The sequence below is a fragment of the Bacillus manliponensis genome (assembly GCF_000712595.1).
Lineage (GTDB): Bacteria > Bacillota > Bacilli > Bacillales > Bacillaceae_G > Bacillus_A > Bacillus_A manliponensis.
Map to the genome: position 1 here is coordinate 163,086 of NZ_JOTN01000009.1, position 17,552 is coordinate 180,637.

At 33.2% G+C, this 17,552-nt stretch carries 17 protein-coding genes and 2 pseudogenes; 18 read left to right on the forward strand and 1 reads right to left on the reverse strand.

Features of this window, described 5'->3' with window-relative positions; genetic code table 11:
* Positions 1-80: 80 nt before the first annotated feature.
* The 18 genes and pseudogenes from BAMA_RS12645 to BAMA_RS12720 form a co-directional block, all read left to right on the forward strand.
* Positions 81-1,793 (forward strand): annotated as a pseudogene (locus tag BAMA_RS12645) (MrcB family domain-containing protein); the annotation flags it as partial.
* Positions 1,768-4,200: a restriction endonuclease-like protein gene (locus tag BAMA_RS12650; RefSeq protein ID WP_034639544.1), complete on the forward strand. Its 2,433-nt coding sequence runs from the start codon at positions 1,768-1,770 to the stop codon at positions 4,198-4,200. The pseudogene BAMA_RS12645 and the gene BAMA_RS12650, both read left to right, overlap by 26 nt.
* A 245-nt stretch (positions 4,201-4,445) precedes the next feature.
* Positions 4,446-5,246, forward strand: coding sequence for a hypothetical protein (locus BAMA_RS12655; RefSeq protein ID WP_034639579.1), 801 nt, complete (start codon positions 4,446-4,448; stop codon positions 5,244-5,246).
* Positions 5,247-5,356: 110 nt separating this feature from the next.
* Complete coding sequence (locus BAMA_RS25635; protein WP_084157982.1) at positions 5,357-5,530, forward strand: Wadjet anti-phage system protein JetD domain-containing protein; 174 nt, start codon at positions 5,357-5,359, stop codon at positions 5,528-5,530.
* Positions 5,531-5,820: 290 nt separating this feature from the next.
* Positions 5,821-8,394 carry an McrB family protein gene (locus BAMA_RS12660; protein ID WP_034639546.1) on the forward strand — a complete coding sequence of 858 codons (2,574 nt, stop codon included), beginning with the start codon at positions 5,821-5,823 and terminating at the stop codon, positions 8,392-8,394.
* A complete protein-coding gene (locus tag BAMA_RS12665; protein WP_034639547.1) occupies positions 8,387-9,595 on the forward strand; it encodes an McrC family protein in 1,209 nt (402 codons plus the stop codon). The genes BAMA_RS12660 and BAMA_RS12665 overlap by 8 nt, the downstream gene beginning before the upstream one ends.
* Before the next feature lie 27 nt (positions 9,596-9,622).
* Positions 9,623-10,708 carry an MmcB family DNA repair protein gene (locus tag BAMA_RS23505; protein WP_051758940.1) on the forward strand — a complete coding sequence of 362 codons (1,086 nt, stop codon included), beginning with the start codon at positions 9,623-9,625 and terminating at the stop codon, positions 10,706-10,708.
* Positions 10,709-11,181: 473 nt separating this feature from the next.
* Entirely contained in the window at positions 11,182-11,793 is a 612-nt protein-coding gene (locus BAMA_RS12675) for a recombinase family protein (RefSeq protein WP_034639548.1), read from the forward strand.
* Positions 11,794-12,235: 442 nt separating this feature from the next.
* Complete coding sequence (locus tag BAMA_RS12680; RefSeq protein ID WP_034639549.1) at positions 12,236-12,496, forward strand: hypothetical protein; 261 nt, start codon at positions 12,236-12,238, stop codon at positions 12,494-12,496.
* A gap of 97 nt (positions 12,497-12,593) precedes the next feature.
* Positions 12,594-13,046, forward strand: a complete 453-nt coding sequence (locus BAMA_RS12685) for a hypothetical protein (RefSeq protein ID WP_034639551.1) — start codon at positions 12,594-12,596, stop codon at positions 13,044-13,046.
* 12 nt (positions 13,047-13,058) lie between these two features.
* Positions 13,059-13,235 (forward strand): annotated as a pseudogene (locus BAMA_RS12690) (HNH/ENDO VII family nuclease); the annotation flags it as partial.
* Between the two features lie 15 nt (positions 13,236-13,250).
* Positions 13,251-13,700, forward strand: a complete 450-nt coding sequence (locus tag BAMA_RS12695; RefSeq protein WP_034639553.1) for an SMI1/KNR4 family protein — start codon at positions 13,251-13,253, stop codon at positions 13,698-13,700.
* A gap of 125 nt (positions 13,701-13,825) precedes the next feature.
* Positions 13,826-14,005, forward strand: a complete 180-nt coding sequence (locus tag BAMA_RS25535) for a hypothetical protein (RefSeq protein WP_084157987.1) — start codon at positions 13,826-13,828, stop codon at positions 14,003-14,005.
* Positions 14,006-14,435: 430 nt separating this feature from the next.
* Positions 14,436-14,777, forward strand: a complete 342-nt coding sequence (locus tag BAMA_RS12700) for a DUF4257 domain-containing protein (RefSeq protein WP_034639554.1) — start codon at positions 14,436-14,438, stop codon at positions 14,775-14,777.
* 93 nt (positions 14,778-14,870) lie between these two features.
* Positions 14,871-15,068 (forward strand): hypothetical protein, encoded by a 198-nt coding sequence (locus BAMA_RS12705; protein WP_051758941.1) that lies wholly within the window; start codon positions 14,871-14,873, stop codon positions 15,066-15,068.
* Positions 15,069-15,297: 229 nt separating this feature from the next.
* Positions 15,298-15,996, forward strand: a complete 699-nt coding sequence (locus BAMA_RS12710; protein ID WP_235184452.1) for a DUF975 family protein — start codon at positions 15,298-15,300, stop codon at positions 15,994-15,996.
* 237 nt (positions 15,997-16,233) lie between these two features.
* Positions 16,234-16,551 carry a hypothetical protein gene (locus BAMA_RS12715; protein WP_034639556.1) on the forward strand — a complete coding sequence of 106 codons (318 nt, stop codon included), beginning with the start codon at positions 16,234-16,236 and terminating at the stop codon, positions 16,549-16,551.
* Between the two features lie 97 nt (positions 16,552-16,648).
* A complete protein-coding gene (locus tag BAMA_RS12720; protein WP_034639558.1) occupies positions 16,649-17,053 on the forward strand; it encodes a PH domain-containing protein in 405 nt (134 codons plus the stop codon).
* Between the two features lie 152 nt (positions 17,054-17,205).
* On the opposite strand, the gene BAMA_RS24745 is transcribed toward BAMA_RS12720, so the two are convergent.
* The coding region (locus BAMA_RS24745) for a hypothetical protein (protein WP_034639560.1) at positions 17,206-17,552 on the reverse strand (347 nt) is incomplete at its 5' end.

The following is a 17,552-nucleotide window of genomic DNA, read 5'->3' on the forward strand; positions in this document are numbered from 1 at the left end:
ATAATTGATATAGATACAAATTAGTCTGTTTGGATTATATAGATGTATTTGTTATAAAGAAATAATGGTAAGCAAGAAATGTAAGAACAGGTGGGAGAAAAGGAGAACTTATGCATAGTAATTTACGTGAGAATTTTTTAGTAGTGATGAAGGAATATTTAAACGCAAGAAAAGAAATGTTTGCTAAACATAAGATTAGTACATTTGTTAGAAATGATATGAAAGAAGAGATTTTTCGTTTACCTTTCATACAAGAAGAACAATATGCTGTAATAGGATCAGCTGGAAAAGGGAATTGGGCAGCGATACCGTGGCTCGCTATTATGAATAGGAATATTACGATATCAACGCAAAGGGGATATTATATCGTTTATTTATTTAGTGAGGATATGAAACGGTTATATTTAACGTTTGCACAAGGTGTAACCGAAACTTCTAAAGAAGAGATGGACAAGATAAAAGAGGAAATTCGTGAGCGTATTCCTATGTCTAGCAAAGTGAAAACAGATGATGATATTTATTTAGGAACAAATAAATATGCTAAGGATTATGCAACCTCTACGGCTGCTTACATTTTATACGAAGCTGATAACATGCCAAGTGAGGACGAGTTAGTAGCCGATTTAAAAGAAATGCTAGGTTACTATGAAGAGTACATTGCCTTTAGAGAGAAAGGGACTGATGTTGACGTGGTTCGTGAGGAAGAGAACGTATACATAACGCAGCAAGAAATTGTAAAGCATGTGTCTTCTTATATTCGAAGTAAAGGGTTTTACTATGATAAAAAAGATTTAATTAACTTCTTCCTATCTTTAAAAACAAAGCCGTTTGTCATTCTATCAGGTATTTCTGGTACAGGGAAAACGAAGATTGTGCAGTGGTTTGCAGAAAGTTTAGGAGCAACAGAAGAGAATGGTCAATTTACACTAATTCCGGTGCGTCCTGATTGGAGTGATAGCTCTGATTTACTTGGTTATGTGAATATTCAAGGTGAGTTTCAAAAACGATCATTATTAAATGTGCTAAAGGCCGCGGAAGTAGAACCGAATAAGCCTTATTTTGTTGTGCTCGATGAAATGAATTTAGCACGCGTTGAGTATTATTTCAGTGATTTTTTAAGTGTGATTGAAAGTCGTAGATGGCAGGACGGAAAGATTATAACGTTAGCGGTTCTTCCAAAAGATATCGTTGGAGAACACATTACCATTCCGGATAATGTATATATCGTAGGAACAATCAATATGGATGAAACAACGCACCCGTTAAGTAAAAAAGTATTAGATCGTGCTAATACGATTGAATTTAATCAAGTGGAGTTAAATTCTTTCGATTTCTTAATGGAATCAGAAGAGAAGCTGGCGAAACATGCTTCTAATTCTTCTTTAACGACAAAGTTTCTTCATTTAAAAGAATGTTTTAAAGAGCATGAAGAACTTGTAAAAGAAGTCTCTAACATTTTAACGAAAGTTAATAACATCCTTGAACAAATTGGAGCGCAAGTTGGATATCGTGTGCGTGATGAAATTTGTTTCTATATGGCTTATAGCACAGAAGGCAGTTTACTAGAATCAGAAGAGGCGCTAGATTATCAAATTTACCAAAAGGTTTTACCTCGAATCGCAGGAAGTGACGGACGAACGGAAGCGGTATTGAAAGGGTTGTATGAGTTATGCTCTGGACGAGAGTATGATGGTGAAGAAGTGTTTGACGCAAAGTATGCACGTTCTACGAAGAAGTTGTCTCACATGTTAAGGAGGTTAGAATACGATGGTTTCACCTCTTTCTGGATCTAACGGTGAGATAGAGCTCGTTAAAATTGAGACAGCGGATTTGTCACTTATTATAAAAGGAAATCCGTATCATGCAAAATATGAAAGTATGAAAGCAAAACGACCCATTCCTACGGATGAAATGATGTACTTTCACGTTGCAGGAGGAACAGATTCAATTCATATATATGATGTCCGGTCAGGAGAGCTAAATGAGCTGGCTGAACACCCTCCTATTTTCTTTGAGAATAGAAACTATCAGCTCGTTGTTATTCCGAAAGCAAATAAAGAACTAGATTTCTATCATGAACATCCGTTGCTTCGAAAGGCAGTTGGCTCTGTAAGCATGGGGCACCTCAATATTGTAATGGGGAATCTTTCTTTTCCAAATGAGGTTGGGTATACAACATTTGAGATTCGTGACGGGGAAGAAACATTAGTAACAGTTACACTAGAAATTTTTCCATCAAAGCTCGATTATAAAGATGATTATCGTGCGTTATTAGAAGAAGTGAACGATGAAATCTATAATCTAGCATTCCATATGTTAAAACGAACGTATTTAGGAGCATCAACAATGTATGCTTCTAATCCATCAAAAAGTGAATTGTATCGTATACTAAGTGATTCTTTTAATAAGTTTATGAAGGCTATTTCTCATATTAAAAGACAGCCTCATCATGCGCTTATAACACAACATCGGATTGTACAAGGCGAAAAAATTCGCCGCCTTGATTCTGTTGGGATGAACTACTTACGGAAAAGACCTCATTTATTCCAGCAATCAGGAAAAGGCATGGTTCCATCTAAAGGAATGACAGCGTATAAAGAAGTCTCTTATAATACGCTAGAAAATCGTTTCGTAAAATGGATGTTGCAGCGGGTATTACACAAAGTTGATGATTTACATTGCTCCATGCAAAAAGGTTCAGCTGAAGAAGAGCTTGTTCACAATGTGAAAAATATGAAAGACAGTATAAAAAATGAACTGAGGGATCCATTTTGGAGTGAGATTGGAAAATTAGATCGCGCTGTCTTTTCTCTTGTTATTCAAATGGCGACAGGTTATCGGGATGCCTATCAAATCTTTTTAATGTTATCGAGGGGACTTACGCTCAGAGGACAAGTTTTCAAAATGTCTGTCAAAGACGTCGCAAGATTATATGAATATTGGACGTATTTAAAGCTTGGTCAAATTTTATCGAAAAAGTATGTAACGGTGAAGCAAGATATTATAAAAGTGCGCCAAGATGGACTATATGTCACACTTGATGAAAGTAAAACAGCAAAACGAACATTTAAACATCCGGAAACAGATGAAATCATTGAACTATACTTTCAAAAGCGAAGCGGTAGTTTACCGACAGTTACACAAAAACCAGATACGATGCTTGCGATTGAAAAGAAGGGTACGGATTATAAGTACCAATACATTTTCGATGCAAAATATCGGATCGATTTCGCGAAAGATGGCTCCTCTTATAATAGAAGGTACAAAACACCTGGACCGATGGAAGAAGATATTAACACAATGCATCGTTATCGAGATGCATTAGTTGTGAATCAAGATGGACCATACGAACGAACTGCTTACGGTGCATACATATTATTCCCATGGAATCAAGAGGAAGAATACGAACATCACCCGTTCTATAAAAGTATCGAAAAAGTAAATATTGGTGGTTTTCCGTTTTTGCCAAATGCAACTAGATTAGTCGAACAATTTCTTGAAAATCTCATTGAGAAAAGTCCAGAAGAAATTATAAAAGAAGGAATCCTTCCACGGGGTGTAAAGGAAGAGTGGGAATCGTCCTTAGATGAAAAAGTACTCATTGGTGTAGCAAAAACGGAAGAAGAATATAAAACATATATAAATGAAAGAACGTATTCTCTTCCTGTCGCAGCATTAAAGCAAGGCTGGCAAGAAGCAAAATACATTGCATTATATGAACCAAAAAAATGGCGCGGTGAAAATGGTGGGATTCAGTACGTTGCAAAAATTAACAACGTTGAGATCAAAAAACATAGTGAAACCGATGACCAGGTTTACTTCAAACTATCATCGTGGAAAAAACGAAACAACATCATTCGTCCAATAGGATATGGCATTCAAACATACACAATGACAAGCATGTCTTTACTAAAAGAAGTACAAGAGCTCCCAGAACTATTTATGAAGTCAAAAGAAGAACGAACACTATGGAAAACGCTGCGCAGATTCGCGAAACAAGTGAAAATCGAGCTCGATCACGAACACTTAGACGAAGCTTCAACTATTAGTAGCTATTACATTCAAGATGTTCCGGTTCGAATTGATTATGAAGAGCGGAATGTAGTGATTGGAGCGGAGAAAAAGTTGCCGTTGGACTTAGTGATGCGGAATTCCTCGGTGTTGTTTAAGGGGGTTTTGGGGGAGTTGGGTAGCAGGTAATAGTTGTCTATTATGTAACCATGTTAAAATGACATTAGTTCATACTTGATTTTCATGTAAATGTTGTGAATTAGCTTTTATATGAAGTGAGATGGGCTTTTTGTTTGTTATTTAGGTACCGTATTTAAAAAAATTAGAAGGCGATTTTGACTAGTTGAGTATTGTTACAAATATTTATAACTTCTATTTATATTAATACTATTTTATTTAGGTATATTTAATGAACATAGAAAGGAATAAAAAATATGCAAGATATGAAATTGTTTTTTATTTATATTTTTATATTGATATTAGGATCTATTTTATCTGTTCTTTTTATAAGTAAAATTATTGATCCTTTTTTTGAAAAAATAGGAAAATGGATTTCGGGAAAATTAATTAAGAAAACCAAAAGAAATGCGCAAAAAATACTAACTATAAGTGAAATTTTATTTAGCATTATTACAATAGTATTCATCAGTTCTAACTTTATAGTATTTTTTTTATTAGATTTTGCTCAAAAGCAAGGTTTGATTTTTAGTATATTTGTTATTTATTCTATATTTATTTTGATAATTTCAAGAGTTATATTGGATTTAAAAGATAGCATAGAGGATTATGAAAGTGTTCTAGAAAAGTTGGCAGTAAAAATTAATAAGGATAGCTATGTTATAAATAGATTAGGAATTATATTTGGTAGAACTGCAATTAGTTTGCTTACTCATATATTGATAATTTATGCTCTTTTAGTGGGGGTAGTTACCTTTCAAAGTATGCCATATCAGGTTTACTACATGATTCTTATCATTTTACCAGTTTCTTTAGTTACCTTTGTATATTTAACAGATTTTGACGAGCAATCACAGAGTATGAGAAGAATACTTGTTTATTTTTTACTACTAATGGTAGCTTTATGGAAAAGTTTTAATGATTTTAAAGTTTTAATGGAACTTGGTGTACAAAATTTGTTTAGTGATTATGTAGTATTCATTTTCTTAACAATATTTATTGCTATGGATAGGTTAGTGAAAAGTGTTATAGATGATTATAAATCTTATCATGAATAATAAAGCTATAGTAGAAGAATATATTAAATTTCTTCAGCATTTTCCTTGAGTCATAGGATGGAAATTTTCAAGTTGGTAGGTGCTGTTTTTCGCAGTTATAGCCATTCATAATGGATGTAAAAACTTACAGCAAGTATGTACAATATGGGATAGAATTTGGTAAAGAGTATGAGGAAAAGTTAAAAAAGTTATTGGATAAAGAGGACTATGCTTCATGGCACGAACTAATCCAAGAAATGCTTACACATAAAAAACGGATTGAGCAGGAAGTGATTGTGTGGTGAATAACTCTTATACAATTAAGTAGAATAAGAGTTATTTTTTAGGTAATTTACAATATGGTGTAAAAGGAAGGGGCGTATATTAAAAACACGATCACAGGTACCAACTACCTGTGATTTTTTGTTTTTAATTTTAAAAAACAACCAAATTCCCAAAACTTACACAAATATTACCTATTTACCTGCTATCATAAAAAGTAAGAAGAAACGAATAGAATCTCTCTTCTCTACTACTTTCTCTTTCTTCATATTTTATAATTAACTTATAAAAATAAATAAGGGGGATTTAATCAATGAAACTCCAAACATTACTTCAAAAAGCTTCTCAATATAGAATGGATGATCAATTAATTGAGGAGAAAGAATTAGGAAGGCAAGCATTTCTCGATCGCTTTCCATTTGATTCTTTACAAGATTTAACGATAGAAGAGTATGCAAATACGAGGTCAAAAGATTGTTTTAATTACTGGCTGGAAAGGAAAAAGATTTTAGGAGGGATTGGCGGAGGAAATGCTGCTAAGTTTGGAATTTATCTTGCGAAGACAGGTGAGTATTGTAAAGGTTATGGGAAACAAAAGGTTGTATTAAAGGGTGAACAGTTGCAGGAGGAGTTTGAGAGTTTAAAGAACGGGATTATTCAAGCGATTCGGTTTGCAAAAGAGGGACGTATTTCTGAAATAGATGGGTTAAATTTACCTATGTTTAAAACGGTGTTGTTAAAAATTTTAAATATTTATGTGCCGGAGCAGTTTTTTAATATTTATTCACCGCAAATTTTGATTGAGCTTGGAAAGGAATTACATGTAAAAGATGAGCTACTTGTTCCGCAACGTGCAATCGAATTGAGTCACCAAGTGCTGCAAAGGCTGAAGAAGCAAGATGGTTTTCCGAATTGGTCTAATCTAGAAATTGGAAGGTTTATTTGGGATGTGTTTTCTGAGAGAGAACAAGCGGTTGATAAGAATATTAGTTATTGGCTAGTTGGTCATACATATGGAGATCAAGGGACCATTCAAGATTATTTGTTGCAAAAAAATTGTATTGCCGTTGGTTTTTTATGTAAGGATTTATCGTCTTACTTAGGTGAAGACAATATTGACGATATCATCGAAGAAAAAGAAGACTCAACAGCGGGACAAAAGGCATTGAAACAATTCTTTTCGATGAAGGAAGGAGATCTTGTCGCGTTAAAGACAACGTTTACTCGTAAAATTGAGGGAAAGACAAGGTCTGTATTACGAGTGAGTGCAGTTGGGAGAGTTACCGCTGATGCATCGGACGGTTATCAATTTTCTGAAGAGTACGGACACCTTCTTCCAGTTGAGTGGACTCATATTAGAGAGAGAGAATTTGTTGGATACGGTGGTTATCGCAGTACACTGAACGAAGTGAAAAATAAGAGTACGATTAACTTAGTGTTTATGCAGGAGGCAGAGATGAAGAACATTTCCGCCAAAGATGAGGAAGTGCTGGATACAATGGCGAAAAACTATGTGTTTTATGGTCCACCAGGTACAGGGAAAACGTATCATGTTGTGGAACGTGCTCTTGAGATTATCGATAAGAAAGTATATGAAGAATTAAAAGCAGATGGAAGAGAAGCACTACAACAGGAGTTTTCACGTTTAACGAGGGAAGGGAACATTCATTTTGTAACGTTTCATCAATCGTATGCTTATGAAGATTTTATCGAAGGGTTAAAATCTGATGGGAAAGGAAACTTTGTTCCAACGGATGGTATTTTAAAAAAGGTAGCGCTTGAAGCGATGTATGAAGGAATTCAAAATGTTTCTCATAATTATTCTGGTGAAGTACGCTTCGAGCAGCTGTATGATTACTTAGTTGAAAATGGTTTGAAGTCCAATATTGAATTTGAGTCCAAAACAGGAACGAAAAGTTTTATTTCGTACGTTTCACCGCAAGGAAATATCGTTGTAACAAGTGAAGATGTAAAAACAAGTTCTATTGTTTCGAAGGAGCGTTTACTCAATTTGTATCGTTATGTTCAAGAGAATGATATTGATTGGAAGCATAACGTAGCGTTTGTTCGTGAAGCAATTGGTGGGTGCAATCAAACGAGATATTGGTCAGTATTAAGTTGGATTTTAGAGAAAATGGAAGAGGAAGCAGAAGAAGATAATATTGAAATGACGGGAGACGAGAGAAGAGCGGTTGTGCAAAAAGTATTGATGGAAAACGATTCGTTTGATTTTACAACTGCAAAGAAACACGTTGTTATTATTGATGAAATGAACCGTGGTAATACATCTAAGGTTTTCGGTGAACTTTTAACGCTATTAGAAGAAGATAAGCGTTTAACAAATGACAATGAATTAATTGTTGAGCTGCCATATTCAAAAGAGAAGTTTGCATTGCCTCCGAATGTATATGTAATTGGAACGATGAATACGGCAGACCGTTCGATTGCATTGTTAGATACAGCGTTACGCCGCCGTTTTGTGTTTGAAGAGATGATGCCGAATGAAGATCTTCTTGAGTCAGTCGGTGAAGAAATTGATCTTAGTGAAATGCTAACGGTTATGAATAAACGGATTGAAGTGCTATATGACAGAGATCATACGATTGGACATGCATATTTTATAAATGCAAAAACGGATGAGGAAATTGTTTCTATATTCCAAACGAAAGTAGTTCCGCTTCTGCAAGAGTACTTTTATGATGATTGGGAGAAAATCGGACTTGTTTTAGGTGGTATTGGGAAGTCAAAGGATGATTCGTATATCGTCTATAAAGAAGAAGTGAATGTGAGTGAGCTGTTTAAGCAAAAGCCATCTCTTCATATTCCGCCGTTGTACCGCGTGAAGCGTAAACTATCGTCACAGGAGTTAATGGCGATTTATGAGTAAAGTTATCACAATTCGTGAATCGTATGATTGGATTACAGAAGATGCTGTAACAGCGGCACAATTTGAAGAACTTATGCGGTATGTTGAAGAGAAATATCCTAACCAACAAGTATTAGATTTACGGTATAAGCGGCTTCGATTTATTAATTACGTTGGTGTGATTCAATGTTCGGGCGTGCGTTATGAAATTGTTCCGAAGATTACACTTTCCCCTGTTGATGATCGAAAGTCTTTATTAGAGATGCTTGCTATTACAGGGTTTCTTCCAGTTTCATTTTATAATCAAGTACAAAATGGAAAAGAAAAAGGCGATCTACTTACGGCATTTGTTGCTGCGTTTCTTGAGCGTTTATTGTATGAACTTCAAAGAGGACTTTATAAGACATATGAACGCAACGAGGGAAATTTATATGTGATGAGAGGGAAGCTTGAGTTTAGTAAGCATATTCGTGAAAATGCATTTCATCAAACGAGAGCGTATTGTGCATTTGATGAGCACACAGAAAATAATTCTTTAAATCAATTATTAAAATGTGCACTATGTATCGTAAAGGCTTATACGAAAACACATGCATTAAAGCTTTATCTTGAGCGTTGCTTAGGATATTTAGATAGGGTGGATTCTGTTCACTGCTCTAGGTTGAACTTGCAAAACGTTACACTGAATCGTCAAAATGAACGGTTCCGTGATGTTGTCCTATTTGCCAAGTTAATTGTTGAACGAGCAGCAATCTATAGTAAGGGAAGTGATGCATCTTCATTTTCTTTCTTATTTAAGATGAACATGTTGTTTGAACAATACATTGAAGTAGCGCTAAGAGAAGCTGTTGGTCATAAGGAAGTAATGAGTCAGCATGCAGAGAAGAGGTTGTTACGAAATAAAAAAAGTAATCAGCAGAACATTTTGTTGAAGCCTGATTTTGTGATTGATAATAAGGTGATTGTTGATACGAAATGGAAAAGTGCGACAGTTAACGAGAAAAGTCGTTATCAGCAAAGTGATATTTATCAAATGTACGCATATGTGACGGCATATAAAGAAGCTGAGCGCTGTCTTTTACTGTATCCGAAGCAAGAAGGTGAAGCAAAGCATCCTGTATGGGAAGTTGTAGATACAGAGAAAACGATTGAGATGCATGCGGTAAGGATTGATGAGTTTGCTGAGACTGTGAGTGAGCTGAGAGAGATGTTAAAAGATTAGAAATCAACTTTGATAAAGGAGATTAACATGTACAAATTGAACATAGCAAACAACGAACTTGAAGAAGTGCAAGAAACAACATTCTTTGAAAATGATTTAAAAGAACGCCAACATATTGAAGAGTGGATACGTAAAAATCCAGAAGTGTTACAGGAAGACTTGCTGATCATCGGTCATGAGTATGATAAGTTCGAAGTAAATGAACGACTAGATTTACTTGCTCTAGATAAAGAAGGGAATCTAGTTATTATTGAAGTGAAGCGAGATGTGACAGGAAGTAATGTTGATTTTCAAGCTTTAAAGTATGCATCGTATTGTGCGAGGTTAAGCCCACAAGATGTGCTTGATATATATGAGGAGTATATAAAAATGAATGCTTTGCAAGTGGATGCAAAAGATGGATTGATGGAGTTTTTAGAAGTTGATGATGAGCAAGAGCTTAACTCTCTACTTAATACGACTCAACGAATTATCATTGTTGGCAAGGAAATTGATAAACGTATTTTATCTGTTTGTACATGGCTGTATGAAAATAATATTGATATTAAGTGTGTAACAATTAAGCCATATAAACTAGGAGAACAAATCCTCATTGATACAAATCAAATTATTCCGCCATATAAGTTAGAAGATTACTATATTAGTAAAAAGGTTGTAGCGAAAGAACGAAAAATTAATGTAGATCCAAATGTATCGGATTTTTTACAAGAGATCTCAGACTTTATTAATACGAAAACAGATTATACGGCTCGCTATGGAGGGAAACGAGACTATTTTGGTGGTCATCAATTTTTGAATATTCCTTGGAAGTTTATTTTCACTTATAAGAAAAAAGATAATAGTGCATCTATGTTTATTGAATCTTATAAGCAGCAAGGAACAGAATTGATTAGAAACATAGCTGACAATAAGCTTGAGGTTTTACAGAACTTGTTAGGGTATGAGGTGGAATTAATTCGCGGAACTAAAAATATAGACCTTTATAAGTTAGTTGTTAAAATAACATTTGAAGAAAATCAATTGTTTGAAGAGCGTGTTAATCAATATACTAATACATTTGTAAAATACAAAGAGTTCTTAGAAGGTGTAGTTGGTGAATACACTTCTAAATGATAGGGATTCTATAAAAGCTATTGTTAAGATTTTGTAGTTAGGAAAGAAGTGTTTATTTGATACGAATCCCTTCTATTCCAGTCGACGAAGGAAATTTATGAGTACTGCCTTCATATGTATTTCGAGAGAAAAACAGCGAGTCGTATAAAAGCATCTACTGTAAGGTGTTTTAAACTAAGTATTGTTTATTACAAAAACTTAGTATATAAAGTGGAGGGTTTAATTAACAGGGGAGGTACCCCCTGTTTTTGTTTACAAAATATTATAATATAAAAATAAAAATCTAATTTTAAATTTCTAATATATTGTAAATCCACCTATATTTTAAGATGTCTTAACGCATTTTATCTTGTAGTAGCGAAATCAAATTAAATAAGTTTAAAATAACATTTACAAAAGTGTAATACATTTGATAATCTAATTGCAGATAAGGAAAATAAAAGAATACTAACTCAAAGTGAGGCAATTATAGAATGAATAAGATTTACGGTTATGCGAGGGCTTCAATTAAACAACAGGATTTAACTTTTCAAATTGCAGCACTTTTAAATGATGGTATCAAAGCTGAGGCTATTTACAGTGATACTTTAACTGATAAAAATATGGATCGTCAACAACTCAATGAACTTCTTTCAAAAGTTGAGAGAGGTGACTTAATCGTCGTTAAAAAATTAGATCGTCTAGGTCGTTCGGTTTCACAGGTTACAAGCCTTATTGAAAGTCTTACTGAAAAGGGTATTTTCGTTAAATCGATTGATGATAATGTGGATACTTCTAATAATTCGCCAATGAGTAAAGCGTTGATTCATCTTTTGGCGATGTTTTCTGAAATGGAACGTAACTTGATTATAGAACGTACAAAACCAGCAATTGAAAACGCTAAGGAAAAGGGCGTTAAATTCGGTCGCCCAACAGCGAATAAAGAGATTTATGAAATGGCTGTTAAAGAGTATATGGAGGGTGGCGTGACTTCAAAGGAACTTATTAAGAAGTACGGTAAAGGCGAAAACGGAAAAGATTTGATTACTGAGGCGACACTATTTAGACGTGTGAGAGAATATAAAAAGGCGAATGGACTGATTTAATTTTAATCAGTTCATTTTTATATTATTTCTAGTGTTAGTGTGTTTGTTGTTGGATCCCTCGTTATGTTTTCAGGGATTTTTTGAGTGAACTGATAGTGTCTCAGTTGCTGGAGATGAAAATTTAAATATAGTAGGTGCAATTTTTTATATACTTACTCTTGCTAGTATATTGATTGTTACTTTACAGAGGAAGAAACAGTTATTTAGAAGAATATATTTTTATTTATACACAACAATATTGAAAACATTAAGGTTAATGCGAAAAAGCAACACGTTCGGTGTTGCTTTTTTTATATGGGGATAGAATGATTACTAACCGTATTTTATGCTATATACCAATTGTTATTAGTGTTTGAAAAAAGGTGTACATTATATTGTATGCGAATTTAAGAGTAACAATATATGGGGTCTATTTAAAATATTTTTGGAAGGGTGGATAAGAATGTATAGAAGTACAATTAATATTATTTATGAAGAATTTGATAAAGATCATGTAATTCTTTACGTTGAAAAGAACGGAAGAAATATGTTTCTTACTTTTGGGTTATACGAGTTTGAAAATGAGATGGAATATTGGGATATACCAACTAAACTAGCAAATTATAATGGGAAAATGGGGTTTGTTTTTGATAAGAGTATTGATAGAACTATTTTAGAAATGGAAATAGAGCGGTTTATAAAACATAATGAGCTAGATTTTTAGAAGACGGTATTGTGCAGTGTTTGAGTTAGTTATTCGTGAAATCGAAGTGCGGTAAAAGGATGAGAGCTTTTTCTATTTTGAAAGGAGTATTTGTACAATGGTAATAACATTGCGTAATTATTCAAAATTAGGATCATATATCGTAATTAATAATAGTACTTATTTCATTACGGAAACGAAGGAGGGAGATACCATAGTACAAGGTGTAGGAGGATTTAGCGAAAATGGACAACTAGTTGGGGTGTATGTTGAAGATAACACACTGTTTTTTCTCTACAACGGGCAATCGTTTAAAGAACCTATAGATGATTTAATTTGTACAAATAATTATGTTTCTAAATTGGAAAGGTGTTTTCGTATAAACATAAGAGAGCAGGACATTTGTAATATAGTTTATGAGCCGTTTATTGACCCAGGAATGATTCATTATGATGCGGATCCTGAAGAGTTTGACGTGCTGTTATACATAAGCGGATTATTGAAGGGTAGGGATTCGATGAGGAACTTTATAAAAGGGATGGAATTCACTAAAAAACAGAATGAGAATTAACAAAGAGAGCCAGGATCAATGATGGGGCTCCCAGGTAGTATGCATAAGGAATATTATAGAATATTGCATGGTTTAGTAGAAAATGATGGAAGTTTTAGAAGAGACCCAATGTTAAAAAAGCAATATGAAAATTTTAGGTCGAAGTATTGGAGATGGAGAGCTAAACAAATAAACAAAGCTGAATTGTAAAAGGAGGAATTTTGAATGAATAAAGAGGAATTAACCAATTTTATCAAGGTAAATATGGAATCAGATGACTTTACTGGTGGAGTAGATAAAAAACAGGTTAATTATGTTCAAGATACCCTACAGTTAGAATTGCCAGAAAGTTATAAGTGGTTTTTAATTAATTATGGATCTGGTGGGTTATTTGGTGTTGATATTTTAGGAGTGGCTAAGTCTAATATAGCTTCTGTTGTTATTGAAACGGAGAGTTATAGGGATTTAGGAATGAGGGAGAATTTAGTAGTTATTGAGGATATTGGAGAATATGCTTATTGTTTAGATACTAGTAATATGGAAAATAATGAGTGTCCAGTAATAGCGTGGGATAGACAAGGTGGACTTGATGACTACAATACAGCAAAGAATTTTTATGAGTTTTTATCACAAAGGTTATTGGATGCAAAAGAAGCATGGGAAGAAGAGTTTTAATATAGATAAATGACTTTGTTTAGCTTAAAGCTAAATAAGGTCATTTTTATTATAAGAAGATTAATTGTTTATGATGAATAGAAGTTTTAAGTATTATTTGTAGGTTTCTTACTTTATACATGAGAATGGCCACGGAATTAACGAACTCGTACAAGCTCGTAAGTTTTATTGAAACACTTGTCATGACATATAAAAGGTGTCATACTGTTACTGCAAAATTTACAAATTTATGTTACTTAAAAATATATGAACTTAAAGCACTTGGTTGTCTACTAAAGGCAACGAGTGCTTTTTTTGTGTTTTAACGTACATGTAAATTTCGCCATAATGTTAGTTGTTTATTTCTTGTTTTTTGGATAGTTTTTTCAAGAGATGTGATTAGCGGTCGAATTAAAAAAGTTAAAGTAAGAGAAGCATATGAATGATTAGAAAGTGTACCTGTAAAGAAAGTAATTTGTTGAGAAATTTTTAAAATATTGATTGGTCCGAAATTTTTAGTTATCTAGTGATATAATAGAGGTACACTTTTTTCTAATCAATTAATACACATAACCCTTCCGGTTAATGAACTTTTACTCATCGATAGCTATTTAGATATCTTATTTTTGATGCGTAAACCATTAATTCTGAAGGTTTTTTTGTGTACCTAAAAGGAAGTTGTTTATAGTATAAAATTCACTTAGTAATGTGCTTTTGTTGTTGTAGCCAAAATAAATTTCCGGAAAAGGGGTGTTTATGTTGAACGTTATTTTAACGTCCGTTATCGTAGGTATGATTTCTGGTTTTGTTAGTCATTACATGACTAACAAAAAAATCGTAATGCCACGTAAAACAAAGCTTTATTTTCACCCTGGATTCTTAGGAGAAATGTTTGTCGGTAGCCTTGCTGCTATAGTTGGAGTAGCAATATTGGGTCCTCAAGAAACTTTAGATGTAATTAAAGTGTCAATATTAGCTGGAATTTCTGGTCAAACATTTTTATTGCAAGAACGGATAAATGCTGAAGAGCAAAAAGTCGTGCAACAACAAAGAATCGACGAGATTGTGAAATATATAGAAGATAAAGACAAGAAATAGTTACAAATAAATGTTGTAATGCATTGTATAATATATAATACAAGAGGGGAGAACTGACTATGTAGTCAAATCAGTTGAGTCGAGGTGAGCCGAGTGAATAAATGGGAAAAAGTATGTGGTTATCTCAGTGAAGAAGAACAGAAAGAATTAGTGGAGTGTTATCGTGAGTTAGAGAATGCAAAATCTACAAAAGCTGTACGAATATACTCTGAAAGGATAATAGAGTTACTCACTAAGGTAAAGAACGGTATTAGTCATAAAGGCGAAGAGGCTGCAACGGTTAGCTTATAACATAGTTTAGAAAAATAAAAAAAGCTGATAAAAACTGCACCCCGATTGTTAGACACAGTCTAACAATCGGGGTGCAGTTTTTTAATGAAGTTAACTGTATATAATGTAAAATTTGGTAAAAATGTTACTATTTTCTATGTAATATTGTGAACTGGATAAGGGATAACAAATAAATGGAAGGAGAGAAATGAAAGTGATTCGAGAGTTGAAAAAGATGGCCTTATCTTAATTGAAAGGTAGATGGGGATTAGGTGTAGGGGCATCATTTTTATATTATATTATTTCTAGTGTTAGTATGTTTGTTGTTGGATTACTCGTTATGTTTTCAGGAATCTTTTTGAGTGAATCTGTGAACGCTAGTTCTTCAGTTGCTGGAGATGAAAGTTTAAAGACGATAGGGGTAATTTTTTATATACTTACTTTTGTTAGTATGTCGATTGTTATACTAGTCGTAAAAAGCATTATGGACTATGGGTATTGCAACCTTACATTGCGTTTAGCGAAAAAGGAATCTACTACAATCGGTAATTTATTTGAAGGATTCTACAGAAAGAATGTATTTCGATTGATAAAGTTAGCCCTTTTAATGTTTGTCTACACATTTTTATGGGGGCTATTATTCATTATACCAGGGATTATAAAGCTTTTCTCTTATTCTATGTCTTATTATATTTTGTTAGATAATCCAGAATGTACGGCAAGTGAAGCAATTAAAAAGAGTAAGGAAATGATGAAGGGGCATAAATGGGATTTATTCGTACTATCTTTAAGTTTTATTGGATGGTTGATTTTATGTGTTATTATTTGGTTCTTTATAATCGGTATTCCATTTCTTTGGTTCTATCCATATTACTTTACAACAGTATCGCATTTTTACTTGAAGTTGGTGAATAAAGGTGCTGCTACGGAGGAAGAAACAGTTATTTAGAGGATATGTTTTTGAAAATGTTAAGGTTAATGCGAAAAAGCAACACGTTTGGTGTTGCTTTTTTATATAGGAATAGAATGATTATTAACCGTATTTTAATTACTATTAGTATTTGAAAAAAGGTGTGCATGATACTGTATGCGAATTTAATCGTAACAAAACATGGGATCTGTTTGAAATATTTTCTATAATGTTGTTAAGTTAATATCATCTAGTGAATAAAGGAAGTGAGTTGCAATTTTTATTAAATATGATGAATATGAATTGTTGGAACTTTTTTTGAGTGAACCAATCAGTATCGTAGATGATATAGAGGCAGGGGAATTTATTTATTCCTACAGAGATAATAAAAATTTTAGAGTGATTTTAACTATGGATGTTTATAAACAAGCATGTAGTCTCAGCGTAACATATAATGATTTCACCGTGTTTTCTGGTGATTTTAAGGAGGTTACAAGTATTAAAAAGGTTGAAAATGATATGATAATTAGCATTAACGATGATGAAAGAATAAAAGTTAAATTTTTAAAACAAGTAGGAGTGGAACTACTTTAGAATTTTTAACGTTTTTAATTATAGATTTGTAAAATATATGGTAAATATGTACTGGAAAGTAACTAGTATTTCAACATAAAACAAAGGAGAGGGAACGGTGCTAACTAATACAACTGCAGACAAGGTATTCGATGAATTAATGATAGAAGGTGAGACTTATACTCATTACTTTTATGTAATGAAAATGGCAGCTCGCTCTGAATATTTAACTTATCTTTTTGGTGCAATTGCTTCAAATAAACATTGTCTTGTAGGCTTCACCGATAAGAGAGTTTTATTCATAGAATTAAGCCCTACGACAGGTAACGCTACTGAAAATATCGCCTATTTAGACTTAGATGAAGTAGAGCAAGTAAGTGTAAAAAGAGGTCTTATTAAGTCTAATGTAACGATAAAATTAAAAGAGGACAAAGGGATACTTGAAATGAAACCGAACAGTTTCACAGTTGGTTTATCAAATCATAAAAAGAACTTAGTTAAATTGGAAGAATTGTATGGTTAAGTTCAGTGACAACTACGCAAAAAAATAACTGAATTTTTAGTTTTGTAGTGGTTTATATGAGTAGTGGATTTGAGTCAATATTTTGGACACAAAAAAGTGAAACTTAAGTAACAATTAATACCATAAAAAAACCTCCAATATTGGAGGTTTTTTTATGGTATTAAAATTTGATTTAAAAGGCTAGTATCATACTTATTTAAGTCTACAATATCTAACCCTACAAAACTCTCAAATTTTTCATCTGAGAAACAAAAATCAATCCCTTTATAATGAAACTTTTGATTCACCTCTTGCTCATTTAAGCGGAAAGAATAGACATCACCATCTTTAGTATATATCTGTGTAGAGCCTGCTAGTTTAGATAACTCTAAAGCGATTGGGCCAAATACCTCGATGCCAACAATTCTATCCTGTTCATCGATATCTAACTCTAAGTATTCGTTTACTTCTAATTCATCAGTAAGCTGAATTTTATATTGAGCTGTTGAAGATAAAGTGT